The sequence below is a fragment of the Promicromonospora aerolata genome, assembly GCF_042682255.1.
Classification (GTDB): Bacteria; Actinomycetota; Actinomycetes; order Actinomycetales; family Cellulomonadaceae; genus Promicromonospora; species Promicromonospora aerolata.
Genome location: NZ_JBHUHF010000001.1, coordinates 5067441 through 5080544 on the forward strand (window position 1 = coordinate 5067441; position 13104 = coordinate 5080544).

A 13104-nucleotide genomic window follows, 5' to 3' on the forward strand; every position below is an offset into this window, starting at 1 on the left:
CGCGATGCGGGAGGGGCCAATGGGTGGTCCGCTGCGGGCTACGACGGCCCCTGGGGGGTGGCCCCGGTCACACGTACCGCCCGGCGGGCCGTCACGGCCTCGTCAAAAGCGCCTCTGACCTGGGAAAACAGGGTGTGCTCCAGGCCACTCGGAGCGGAGTGGCGTCCATGGAGGAACGTGTGTAATGTTCTCCAGGTCAGCCCGACGGGCAGACGGACACCAGCCAGAAACGGCAGGGTGGCCGCGCCGGGGTTGAAACCCACATCGCAGGACCGGGAAGCTTTGTGTTCCCCGGAACAATGATGTGGTGCCGAATTCGGCAGGCGGGTGCAATTCCTTCCAGTTCTGAGAACGGAAGCGAATTTGATCGGCCGAAAGAATCTGGTAAGTTAGAGGAACTGCCCCGGACAGGGAAGCGATCGGAAAGATTGCGACTTTGACGGTGTGCGTCGGTTGTTTGAGAACTCAACAGTGTGCTTGATAGTCAATGCCAATGTTTTATCCTCGTGAGGGTGTGGCGTGCCAGCTGTCTGGTTGGTGGGTTGCAGGTCTTGTGGGGTTTTTTGGACGGACACAAATCATCAGATTTGTATCTGGCCGGTATCATTTGTTCGTGCCTGCCCTTTTGGGGGTGGGTGTGGATGTTTCTCTTTTACGGAGAGTTTGATCCTGGCTCAGGACGAACGCTGGTGGCGTGCTTAACACATGCAAGTCGAACGGTGAAGCTCAGCTTGCTGGGTGGATCAGTGGCGAACGGGTGAGTAACACGTGAGCAACCTGCCCCCTACTTCGGGATAAGCCTTGGAAACGAGGTCTAATACCGGATATGAACGCTTGCCGCATGGTGGGTGTTGGAAAGTTTTTCGGTGGGGGATGGGCTCGCGGCCTATCAGCTTGTTGGTGGGGTAATGGCCTACCAAGGCGTCGACGGGTAGCCGGCCTGAGAGGGCGACCGGCCACACTGGGACTGAGACACGGCCCAGACTCCTACGGGAGGCAGCAGTGGGGAATATTGCACAATGGGCGAAAGCCTGATGCAGCGACGCCACGTGAGGGATGACGGCCTTCGGGTTGTAAACCTCTTTCAGCAGGGAAGAAGCGAGAGTGACGGTACCTGCAGAAGAAGCGCCGGCTAACTACGTGCCAGCAGCCGCGGTAATACGTAGGGCGCAAGCGTTGTCCGGAATTATTGGGCGTAAAGAGCTCGTAGGCGGTCTGTCGCGTCTGGTGTGAAATCCCATGGCTCAACTGTGGGCTTGCATCGGGTACGGGCAGACTAGAGTACTGTAGGGGAGACTGGAATTCCTGGTGTAGCGGTGGAATGCGCAGATATCAGGAGGAACACCGATGGCGAAGGCAGGTCTCTGGGCAGTTACTGACGCTGAGGAGCGAAAGCATGGGGAGCGAACAGGATTAGATACCCTGGTAGTCCATGCCGTAAACGTTGGGCACTAGGTGTGGGGCCAGTTCCACTGGTTCTGTGCCGTAGCTAACGCATTAAGTGCCCCGCCTGGGGAGTACGGCCGCAAGGCTAAAACTCAAAGGAATTGACGGGGGCCCGCACAAGCGGCGGAGCATGCGGATTAATTCGATGCAACGCGAAGAACCTTACCAAGGCTTGACATGTACGAGAACGCCCCAGAGATGGGGTTCTCTTTGGACACTCGTACACAGGTGGTGCATGGTTGTCGTCAGCTCGTGTCGTGAGATGTTGGGTTAAGTCCCGCAACGAGCGCAACCCTTATCCTATGTTGCCAGCGGGTTATGCCGGGGACTCATGGGAGACTGCCGGGGTCAACTCGGAGGAAGGTGGGGATGACGTCAAATCATCATGCCCCTTATGTCTTGGGCTTCACGCATGCTACAATGGCCGGTACAGAGGGCTGCGATACCGTGAGGTGGAGCGAATCCCAAAAAGCCGGTCTCAGTTCGGATCGGGGTCTGCAACTCGACCCCGTGAAGTCGGAGTCGCTAGTAATCGCAGATCAGCAACGCTGCGGTGAATACGTTCCCGGGCCTTGTACACACCGCCCGTCAAGTCACGAAAGTTGGTAACACCCGAAGCTCACGGCCCAACCCCTTGTGGGAGGGAGTGGTCGAAGGTGGGACTGGCGATTGGGACTAAGTCGTAACAAGGTAGCCGTACCGGAAGGTGCGGCTGGATCACCTCCTTTCTAAGGAGCTCATCTCCATCAGCCCCCACACAGTGGGGTCGCCGGCTGCCGGCAGTGGTCGTTCTTCGGAGCGGGTGCTGCGTAGCGTGGTTGGTGCTGGTGGCAGAGGCCAGGCCCAGGCCGTACGTGTCTGGGGTGGTTGCTCATGGGTGGAACATTGACGAAGAGTCGCCTGCTGTCCGGGTTGGCTGCTAGTACGCCGGTGCTTGTCACGGGTTGGAACGCGGTCTGCCGGGTGGGGGTGGTTCGCCGAGCACACTGTTGGGTCCTGAGACAACCGGCCATGTGTCGGGGGTTTCTGGTTCGAGTACGGGTCACGAGGTTCGTGTCATACCCGCTCACGCTGACTGGTTCTTTGGAGCTGGTTGGTTGTTGGGTGTGGTGGTGCGGGTTTGCCTGGTGGGTTCGTCCGTTGCTTGAGAACTGCATAGTGGACGCGAGCATCTTTGAAATTTTCCAAGATTGCGATCGTGAGATGATGGGGCTGTGTACCTTCGGGTGTGTGGTCTTGTTGTTTTATCGGTCATCTTGGTTTCTGTGATTGTAGTGTTGTTGAAGTTTTTTAGGGCACATTGGTGGATGCCTTGGCACTAGGAGCCGAAGAAGGACGTTGTAGCCTGCGATAATCCTCGGGGAGTTGGCAGACGAGCTGTGATCCGAGGGTCTCCGAATGGGGGAACCCAGCCGAAGTCATGTTCGGTTACCCGCGCCTGAATGTATAGGGCGTGTGGAGGGAACGTCGGGAAGTGAAACATCTCAGTACCGACAGGAAGAGATATTCCGTGAGTAGTGGCGAGCGAAAGCGGATGAGGCCAAACCGTATGCGTGTCAAGCTGTCAGGCGTTGCGTGTGCGGGGTTGTGGGACCTTCTGTGGAGATCTGACAGTCTCCGGACCAGTAAGAAAGTCGTGTCATAGTCGAACCGGGTTGAATACCGGACCGTAGTGGGTGGGAGTCCCGTAGACGAAATGGCATGGCCTGGTGGAGGGGATCCCAAGTAGCACGGGGCCCGTGAAATCTCGTGTGAATCTGGCAAGACCACTTGCTAAGCCTAAATACTACCTAGTGACCGATAGCGGACAAGTACCGTGAGGGAAAGGTGAAAAGTACCCCGGGAGGGGAGTGAAATAGTACCTGAAACCGTGTGCCTACAATCCGTCGGAGCCTCCCTAGTAGGGGTGACGGCGTGCCTTTTGAAGAATGAGCCTGCGAGTTAGTGCTCGGTGGCGAGGTTAACCCGTGTGGGGTATCCGTAGCGAAAGCGAGTCCGAATAGGGCGATTGAGTCGCCGGGTCTAGACCCGAAGCGAAGTGATCTAGCCATGGGCAGGTTGAAGCGCCGGTAAGACGGCGTGGAGGACCGAACCCACCAGGGTTGAAAACCTGGGGGATGACCTGTGGTTAGGGGTGAAAGGCCAATCAAACTTCGTGATAGCTGGTTCTCCCCGAAATGCATTTAGGTGCAGCGTCGCGTGTTTCTTACCGGAGGTAGAGCTACTGGATGGCTAATGGGCCTCACCAGGTTACTGACGTCAGCCAAACTCCGAATGCCGGTAAGTGCAAGCGCGGCAGTGAGACTGCGGGGGATAAGCTCCGTGGTCGAGAGGGAAACAGCCCAGATCACCGGCTAAGGCCCCTAAGCGTGTGCTCAGTGGGAAAGGATGTGGAGTTGCACAGACAACCAGGAGGTTGGCTTAGAAGCAGCCACCCTTGAAAGAGTGCGTAATAGCTCACTGGTCAAGTGATTCCGCGCCGACAATGTAGCGGGGCTCAAGCACACCGCCGAAGCCGTGGCACTCACACGTTAGCCCAGCACCAGACTTGTTCTGTGTGTTCAGGTGTGTGGGTGGGTAGGGGAGCGTCGTGTGGGCAGTGAAGTCGCAGGGTGACCTAGCGGTGGAGCCTACACGAGTGAGAATGCAGGCATGAGTAGCGAATGACGGGTGTGAATCCCGTCCGCCGAATGACCAAGGGTTCCAGGGCCAGGTTCATCCGCCCTGGGTAAGTCGGGACCTAAGGCGAGGCCGACAGGCGTAGTCGATGGACAAGGAGTTGATATTCTCCTACCGGCGAAGTACCGCCCATACCGAGCCCGGTGATACTAACCACCCCGGACCCACACCGGCACCTTCGGGTGTCATCGTGGGCGAGGCGTGGGACCTGATCCGGTAGTAGGTAAGCGTGTTAACAGGGGTGACGCAGGAAGGTAGCCAGGCGTGGCGATGGTTGTCCACGTCCAAGGTTGTAGCCCGTCCCATAGGCAAATCCGTGGGGCATGAGGGTGAGAGCTGATAGTGACCGCTTACGCGGGAAACTGGTGATCCTATGCTGCCTAGAAAAGCCTCGACGCGAGGGACTAGCCGCCCGTACCCTAAACCGACTCAGGTGGTCAGGTAGAGAATACTAAGGCGATCGAGAGAATCGTGGTTAAGGAACTCGGCAAAATGCCCCCGTAACTTCGGGAGAAGGGGGGCCTGAACCGTTAACCCACTTGCTGGGGGACGCGGGGAGGGCCGCAGAGACCAGGGAGAAGCGACTGTTTACTAAAAACACAGGTCCGTGCGAAGTCGCAAGACGATGTATACGGACTGACGCCTGCCCGGTGCTGGAAGGTTAAGAGGACGGGTTAGCCGTAAGGCGAAGCCCAGAATTTAAGCCCCAGTAAACGGCGGTGGTAACTATAACCATCCTAAGGTAGCGAAATTCCTTGTCGGGTAAGTTCCGACCTGCACGAATGGCGTAACGACTTCTCCGCTGTCTCAACCGCGAACTCGGCGAAATTGCACTACGAGTAAAGATGCTCGTTACGCGCAGCAGGACGGAAAGACCCCGGGACCTTTACTATAGCTTGGTATTGGTGTTCGGTGCGGTTTGTGTAGGATAGGTGGGAGACTGTGAAGCCAGGGCGCCAGCTCGGGTGGAGTCATTGTTGAAATACCACTCTGATCGCTTCGGATGTCTAACCTCGGTCCGTGATCCGGATCAGGGACAGTGCCTGGTGGGTAGTTTAACTGGGGCGGTTGCCTCCTAAAATGTAACGGAGGCGCTCAAAGGTTCCCTCAGCCTGGTTGGCAATCAGGTGTCGAGTGCAAGTGCACAAGGGAGCTTGACTGTGAGACCGACAGGTCGAGCAGGGACGAAAGTCGGAACTAGTGATCCGGCGGTGGCTTGTGGAAGCGCCGTCGCTCAACGGATAAAAGGTACCCCGGGGATAACAGGCTGATCTTGCCCAAGAGTCCATATCGACGGCATGGTTTGGCACCTCGATGTCGGCTCGTCGCATCCTGGGGCTGGAGTAGGTCCCAAGGGTTGGGCTGTTCGCCCATTAAAGCGGTACGCGAGCTGGGTTTAGAACGTCGTGAGACAGTTCGGTCCCTATCCGCTGCGCGCGCAGGAAACTTGAGAAGGGCTGTCCCTAGTACGAGAGGACCGGGACGGACGAACCTCTGGTGTGCCAGTTGTTCCGCCAGGAGCACGGCTGGTTGGCTACGTTCGGAAGGGATAACCGCTGAAAGCATCTAAGCGGGAAGCCTGCTTCGAGATGAGGTTTCCACACACTTCGGTGTGAGAGGCACCCAGCAGACCACTGGGTTGATAGGCCGGATGTGGAAGACAGGACTAACGACTGTCGGAGCTGACCGGTACTAACTGCCGATAACTTCATAACACCTCAACGCTGTTAATAATGCTCAAGGTTTTTGTTACGCGTCCACTATGCGGTTCCCGAGTCACGGGCACCAACCCCCCGACACACGACCAGCACACATCCCTCTTTTTAAGGGTGTTGGGTTGGGAGTGGCGGAGAGGGTTTGCCTTCTCGATAGTGTTACGGTGGTCATAGCGTGGGGGAAACGCCCGGTCCCATTCCGAACCCGGAAGCTTAGCCTCACAGCGCCGATGGTACTGCCCTGGAGACGGGGTGGGAGAGTAGGACGCCGCCGGACAACCATTCAAAGGGAGCCTTCCTTTCCGACCAGTACTGGTCAGAAAGGAAGGCTCCCTTCTTTTGTGCGCCCCCGCCGACCGGCGGACGAACCGCAAGTGGCTCGTCCGCCGGCGTGTCGAACCGCAATCTGCGTGTCGACAACGGCCCCCGCGGACTCGTAAGTTTCGGCTCGGCGCCGTCAGCGACGGTTAGGTTGCGGTTCGGCGTTGTTTCGGGCGGAGGGACCGGTGTACCGCGGGCTCCGAGATCGCAGAGATTCACAGTGCGGGGGGCCGAATCGGGGACGATCTCACGGCGTCCGGCGACTAGACTTGCGGCCATGTCCACCATCTCCCGTGACGAGGTCGCGCGCGTGGCTGCGCTGGCACGGATCGACCTGCGACCGGACGAGGTCGCCCGCCTGGCCGGTGAGCTCGACGTGATCGTCGAGTCCGTCGCCCGTGTGAGCGAGGTCGCTACCGCAGACGTGCCGGCAACGAGCCACCCCCTCCCGCTGACGAACGTGTTCCGTGACGACGTACCGGAACCCGCCCTGCCGATCCAGGACGTCCTGGCCGGCGCCCCGCAGCAGGAGAACGGACGGTTCGCCGTCCCGCAGATCCTCGGCGAAGAGTGATGGGAAGCAACGACATGACACACGACATCACCCGGCTCAGTGCGTCCGACCTCGCGTCCGCGCTCGCCCGCAAGGACATCTCCAGCGTCGAGGCCACCCAGGCCAGCCTGGACCGCATCGCCGCCGTCGACGGCGACCTGCACGCGTTCCTGCACGTCGCCTCCGAGGCGGCGCTGACCACGGCCGCCGAGATCGACGCGAAGCGCGCCTCCGGTGACGAGCTGCACCCGCTCGCGGGCGTACCCATCGCCGTCAAGGACGTCGTGGTCACCCAGGGGCTGCCCACGACCGCCGGCTCGAAGATCCTCGAGGACTGGATCCCGCCGTACGACGCGACGCTCGTGGAGCGCATCAAGGCTGCCGGCCTGCCGATCCTCGGCAAGACCAACATGGACGAGTTCGCCATGGGGTCCTCGACCGAGCACTCGGCCTACGGCAACACGAAGAACCCGTGGGACCTCGACCGGATCCCGGGCGGGTCCGGCGGTGGCTCGGCCGCCGCGGTCGCCGGGTTCGAGGCGCCGCTCGCCATCGGCACCGACACGGGCGGTTCGATCCGTCAGCCCGGCGCCGTCACCGGCACGGTCGGCGTGAAGCCCACCTACGGCGGTGTCTCCCGGTACGGCCTGATCGCCATGGCCTCGTCGCTGGACCAGGCGGGCCCCGTCACGCGTTCGGTCCTCGACGCGGCGCTGCTGCACGAGCTGATCGGCGGCCACGACCCGCACGACTCGACCTCCATCAACGAGCCGGTGCCCGGCGTCGTCGCGGCGGCTCGGCTGGGTGCCAAGGGTGACCTCAAGGGCCTACGTGTCGGCGTGGTCAAGGAGCTGTCCGGCGAGGGCTACCAGGCCGGGGTGTCCGCTCGGTTCGACGAGTCGCTCGAACAGCTCCGCTCGCTCGGCGCCGAGATCGTCGAGGTCTCCTGCCCGAGCTTCGGCTACGCGCTGGACGCCTACTACCTGATCATGCCCGCCGAGGCCTCCAGCAACCTGGCCAAGTTCGACGGCATGCGGTTCGGCCTGCGCGTCGAGCCCGCCGACGGTCCGGTCACCGCGGAGCGCGTCATGGGTGCCACCCGCGGCGCTGGCTTCGGCGACGAGGTGAAGCGTCGCGTCATCCTGGGCACCTACGCCCTGTCGGCCGGTTACTACGACGCCTACTACGGCAGCGCGCAGAAGGTCCGCACGCTGATCCAGCGCGATTTCGCCGCGGCGTTCGCGCAGGCCGACGTGCTGGTCTCGCCCACGGCGCCGACCACAGCGTTCAAGTTCGGCGAGAAGCTGGACGACCCGCTCGCGATGTACCTCAACGACATCGCGACCATCCCGGCGAACCTCGCCGGCGTCCCCGGCATGTCGCTGCCGAACGGCCTGTCCGACGACGGGCTGCCGGTCGGGTTCCAGATCCTGGCGCCCGCCAAGGCGGACGACCGGCTGTACCGCGTGGGCGCTGCCCTCGAGGCGGCCCTGGAGTCCCGCTGGGGCGGACCCATCCTGAACCAGGCACCCGAACTCAAGACCACGGAGCTCGCCCGATGACTGCCCAGACATCCGCGACGGCGACGAAGCTTGTCGCCTACGAGGACGCCGTCCGCCGCTACGACCCGGTGCTGGGCATCGAGGTGCACGTCGAGCTCGGCACGCTCACCAAGATGTTCTGCGCGGCGGAGGTCGCCTACGGCGGCGAGCCCAACACCCAGGTGACCCCGGTCAGCCTGGGGCTGCCGGGTGCGCTGCCGGTGGTCAACGGCAAGGCCGTCGAGTACGCGATCCGGATCGGCCTCGCGCTCAACTGCAGCATCTCCGAGAACTGCCGGTTCGCGCGGAAGAACTACTTCTACCCGGACGTGCCGAAGAACTTCCAGACGTCGCAGTACGACGAGCCGATCGCCTTCGACGGCTGGATCGACATCGAGCTCGACGACGGTGAGGTCTTCCGCGTCGAGATCGAGCGCGCGCACATGGAGGAGGACGCCGGCAAGAACACCCACGTGGGTGGCCTGACCGGCCGCATCCAGGGCGCCGAGTACTCGCTCGTGGACTACAACCGCGCGGGTATCCCGCTGGTGGAGATCGTGACGCGGCCCATCGAGGGCGCCGGCGAGCGCGCTCCCGAGGTGGCGCGTGCCTACGTGCAGACGCTGCGCGACATCTTCCGCTCGCTCGACGTCTCCGAGGCGCGGATGGAGCGCGGCAACGTCCGCGCGGACGTGAACCTGTCGCTCCGCCCGACGCCCGAGTCGCCACTGGGCACGCGCACCGAGACCAAGAACGTGAACTCGTTCCGGTCGATCGAGCGCGCGGTCCGCTACGAGGTGTCCCGCCAGGCGGGCGTGCTCGACGCGGGCGTGCCGGTCATCCAGGAGACGCGCCACTTCCACGAGGAGGACGGGACCACGTCGTCGGGCCGAGTGAAGTCGGACGCCGAGGACTACCGCTACTTCCCCGAGCCCGACCTGGTCCCGGTGGCACCGAGCCGCGAGTGGGTCGAGGAGATCCGCGCGACGCTCCCGGAGATGCCGGTGGCCCGCCGCCGTCGGCTCCAGACGGAGTGGGGCTACGCCGACGCCGAGATGCGCGACGTCGTCAACGCGGGCGCCATGGACCTCATCGAGGCGACCGTGGCCGCGGGCACGAGCGCCGCGGGTGCGCGCAAGTGGTGGATGGGCGAGCTGGCTCGCCGCGCCAACCAGGACGAGGTCCCGCTGGAGCAGCTGACGGTGACCCCGGCGCAGATCGCCGAGCTCCAGGGTCTCGTGGACTCGGGCCGGCTCAACGACAAGCTCGCCCGTCAGGTGCTCGACGGCGTGCTCGCCGGCGAGGGCGACCCGGAGTCGGTGGTCGTGTCGCGCGGGCTCGAGATCGTGTCCGACGACGGCCCGCTGCTCGCCGCCATCGACGACGCGCTGGCCGCACAGCCGGACATCGTGGAGAAGGTGCGGGGCGGCAACCAGGGACCGGTCGGTGCGATCATCGGCGCCGTCATGAAGGCGACGAAGGGTCAGGCCGACGCGAAGCGGGTCCGCGAGCTGGTGCTGGATCGGATCGGCTCATGAGACTGGGTTCGAGGGCAGCCAGGTGACCCGCGGGCCCCTTCTGCACGGCGAGATGATGCGGCTGCGCCCCATCGAGGCGCGTGACTCGGAACGTCTGTGGGAGGCGGTCCAGGACCCGGAGGGCACCCGGCTGACCGGGACCACCGCCGTCTTCACGCGCGAGCAGATCGACGAGTGGGCGCGGACGGTGAGCGATCGGCCCGGCCGCTTCGACTGGGCGATCTGCCCGGCCGCGGAGCGGGACGGCAAGCCGGTCAGCGACGAGCTGATCGGTGAGATCGTGCTCAACGACCTCGACGAGGACGTCCGCTCCGCGAACCTGCGGCTCCAGCTGCTGCCGAACTACCGGGGTCGCGGGTACGGCCGGGAGGCCATTGCCGAGGTGCTCCGGTTCGCGTTCGAGGGCGTGGACGGCGAGCCGGGGCCAGGCCTGCACCGCGTGAGCCTGGACGTGCTCAGCATCAACCCGCGCGCCCAGGCGCTCTACGAGTCGTTGGGCTTCCGTCCGGAAGGTCGCTTGCGGGACATCTACCGCGACGGCGACACCTGGGCCGACGCGATCGTGATGAGCATCCTCGAGGACGAGTACCGGGCGCTGCAGGACTGAGCCGGTCGGGCCCACCCGGGCCCGACCGGCCCCGTGGCCCGGGCGCCCCTGTCTACCGACCGCCCGTGATGTAGGCGGTCAGCTGGTCGCGCTCTGCCTGGACCTCGGCGATCCGGTGCTTGACCACGTCACCGATGCTCACGATCCCGGTCAGCCGGGCGTCCACGAGCACGGGGACGTGCCGCACGCGGTGCTCGGTCATCACGGGCATCAGTTCGTCGAGCGTCGCCTCCGGCCCGCAGGTGTGCACACCGGCGGTCATGATCGCCGCCACGGTGCCGTCCAGGATGCCGTCGCCGTCCGAGTGCAGCCGCCGGACGACGTCGCGTTCGCTGACGATCCCGTCGACGTGCGCACCGTCGTCGGACACCACGACGGCACCTATGCCGTGCTGGGCGAGAAGGGCGAGCAGGTCCCGCACGCTCCGGTCCTTGGCGATGGTGACCACCGAGCTGCCCTTGCGCCGCAATGCCTCTGTCACTCGCATTCGAGCACCTCCATCGCGTGCACGCCGGAATCCGCGTCTTTGCGGGCTCCTGCTAAGACCGTACGGCACCGTGCGACGTTCAGGTAGTGGGAGAACGCCACCGGCCGCCACCGCACCGTTCGTCCGGTACTCCGGGGCGCGGCCACCCTGTGGACGCCCGCTGCCGCGGGCGGCACACCGGAGGTAGCGTGCTCAGGCCGCTCGCCTTGCACAGAGCGCGGCCACCCAGCATCGAAGGAGCTGAACCGTCATGAGTCGTCCCCTGCGCTCCCGGACGTCCACCCACGGCCGCAACATGGCCGGAGCTCGCGCGCTGTGGCGCGCCACGGGCATGGGGTCCGAGGACTTCGGGAAGCCGATCATCGCGATCGCGAACTCGTACACGCAGTTCGTTCCGGGGCACGTACACCTCAAGGACATGGGCGACCTCGTCGCGTCGGCGATCCGCGAGGCCGGCGGCGTTGCCAAGGAGTTCAACACGATCGCCGTCGACGACGGCATCGCGATGGGCCACGCCGGGATGCTCTACTCCCTGCCGAGCCGCGACCTCATCGCGGACTCCGTGGAGTACATGGTGCAGGCGCACACGGCGGACGCCCTCGTGTGCATCTCGAACTGCGACAAGATCACGCCCGGCATGCTGAACGCCGCGCTGCGGCTGAACATCCCGGTGATCTTCGTGTCGGGCGGCCCGATGGAGGCCGGCAAGGCGGTGGTGGCGGACGGCGTCGCGAAGACCCCCCTCAACCTGATCAACGCGATCAACTACTCGGCCGACGAGAACGTCGACGACGCGGCCCTCGGCCTGGTCGAGGAGAACGCCTGCCCCACGTGTGGCTCGTGCTCCGGCATGTTCACGGCGAACTCGATGAACTGCCTCACGGAGGCGCTGGGACTGTCGCTCCCGGGCAACGGCTCGACGCTCGCGACGCACGCGGCCCGCAAGGAGCTGTTCCTCGAGGCCGGCCGCACCGTCGTCGACCTGGCCCGGCGCTACTACGAGGACGAGGACGACAGCGCCGCCCCGCGCGGGATCGCGACCAAGGCCGCGTTCGCGAACGCGATGGCGCTCGACGTCGCCATGGGTGGCTCGACCAACACCGTGCTGCACGTCCTCGCGGCGGCCCAGGAGGCGGAGGTCGACTTCACGCTCGCCGACATCGAGGGCATCAGCCGCAAGGTGCCGTGCCTGTCGAAGGTCGCGCCCAACCACCCCGACTACCACATGGAGGACGTCCACCGGGCCGGCGGTATCCCCGCGCTCCTGGGTGAGCTGGACCGGGGTGGCCTGCTGGACCACGACGTCACGTCGGTGCACACGCCCACGCTGCGCGCATGGCTCGACGACTGGGACGTCCGCGGTGGCAAGGCGACCGAGCGCGCGCTCGGCCTGTTCCACGCCGCGCCCGGAGGCGTGCGCACCACCAAGGCGTTCTCCACGAACAACCAGTGGGAGTCGCTCGACACCGACGGGGCGGGCGGCTGTATCCGGTCCGTCGAGCACGCGTACACCGTGGAGGGCGGGCTCGCCGTGCTGCGCGGCAACCTCGCCGAGGACGGCGCCGTCTTCAAGACGGCGGGCGTCGACCCGGACGTGTTCCACTTCGTCGGCAAGGCGCTGGTCTGCGAGTCGCAGGACGAGGCCGTCGAGAAGATCCTGACCAAGCAGGTCGGGCCCGGCCACGTCGTCGTGGTGCGCTACGAGGGGCCCGCCGGCGGTCCGGGCATGCAGGAGATGCTCTACCCGACCTCGTACATCAAGGGCCGTGGCCTGGGGAAGGTCGTCGCCCTCATCACCGACGGCCGCTTCTCGGGCGGGTCCAGCGGTATCTCGGTGGGGCACGTCTCGCCGGAGGCGGCCGCGGGCGGCACGATCGGCCTGGTCGAGGACGGCGACGAGATCGAGATCGACGTCGACACCCGGAAGATCCGGATCAACGTGCCGGAAGAGGTGCTCGCCGAGCGGCGCGCGAAGATGGAGTCCTCGGAGCGTCCCTGGCAGCCGGTCGGCCGCGACCGCTACGTGTCACCGGCGCTGCAGGCCTACGCGGCGCTGGCGACGTCCGCGGACCGTGGTGCGGTGCGGGACGTGGCGCGGCTCCGGCGCGGCTGACGGTACGGGCGCGGCGCCCGCGAGGTGCCGCGCCCGCGGCCGGCATCTCGCCGCCGGATGACGTTTTCGAGTGTCGGTGTGTCGTGCCATGGTGGGGTGACCCA

The 13104-nt window shown here is 64.5% G+C and carries 6 protein-coding genes and 3 rRNA genes; 8 read left to right on the top strand and 1 reads right to left on the bottom strand.

Annotated features, from left to right (window positions below):
- Positions 1–651 precede the first annotated feature (651 nt).
- From ACFSL2_RS22485 to ACFSL2_RS22515, 7 genes are all read left to right on the top strand, one after another.
- Positions 652–2174, top strand: a 16S ribosomal RNA gene (locus ACFSL2_RS22485).
- 551 nt (positions 2175–2725) lie between these two features.
- Positions 2726–5840, top strand: a 23S ribosomal RNA gene (locus ACFSL2_RS22490).
- Positions 5841–6000: 160 nt separating this feature from the next.
- Positions 6001–6117 (top strand): 5S ribosomal RNA (gene rrf / locus ACFSL2_RS22495).
- Together the 16S, 23S and 5S rRNA genes form the textbook arrangement of a ribosomal RNA operon.
- 321 nt (positions 6118–6438) lie before the next feature.
- Positions 6439–6735, top strand: a complete 297-nt coding sequence (gene gatC, locus ACFSL2_RS22500) for an Asp-tRNA(Asn)/Glu-tRNA(Gln) amidotransferase subunit GatC (protein ID WP_253873965.1) — start codon at positions 6439–6441, stop codon at positions 6733–6735.
- 14 nt (positions 6736–6749) lie between these two features.
- Positions 6750–8276, top strand: a complete 1527-nt coding sequence (gene gatA / locus ACFSL2_RS22505; protein WP_377199977.1) for an Asp-tRNA(Asn)/Glu-tRNA(Gln) amidotransferase subunit GatA — start codon at positions 6750–6752, stop codon at positions 8274–8276.
- Positions 8273–9793 (top strand): Asp-tRNA(Asn)/Glu-tRNA(Gln) amidotransferase subunit GatB, encoded by a 1521-nt coding sequence (gene gatB / locus ACFSL2_RS22510; RefSeq protein WP_377199978.1) that lies wholly within the window; start codon positions 8273–8275, stop codon positions 9791–9793. Before gatA ends, gatB begins: the two co-directional genes overlap by 4 nt.
- Positions 9794–9815: 22 nt before the next feature.
- Positions 9816–10400: a GNAT family N-acetyltransferase gene (locus tag ACFSL2_RS22515; RefSeq protein WP_377199979.1), complete on the top strand. Its 585-nt coding sequence runs from the start codon at positions 9816–9818 to the stop codon at positions 10398–10400.
- Positions 10401–10452: 52 nt separating this feature from the next.
- Here the strand turns inward: ACFSL2_RS22515 and ACFSL2_RS22520 are convergent, their stop codons facing one another.
- The gene (locus tag ACFSL2_RS22520) at positions 10453–10887 is read right to left on the bottom strand and encodes a CBS domain-containing protein (RefSeq protein WP_377199980.1); all 435 of its coding nucleotides are present in this window, start codon (positions 10885–10887) and stop codon (positions 10453–10455) included.
- A 250-nt stretch (positions 10888–11137) separates the two neighbouring features.
- Here ACFSL2_RS22520 and ilvD point away from each other — a divergent pair, with 250 nt between their 5' ends.
- Positions 11138–13000: a dihydroxy-acid dehydratase gene (gene ilvD, locus ACFSL2_RS22525; protein WP_377199981.1), complete on the top strand. Its 1863-nt coding sequence runs from the start codon at positions 11138–11140 to the stop codon at positions 12998–13000.
- The last annotated feature ends 104 nt before the right edge of the window (positions 13001–13104 follow it).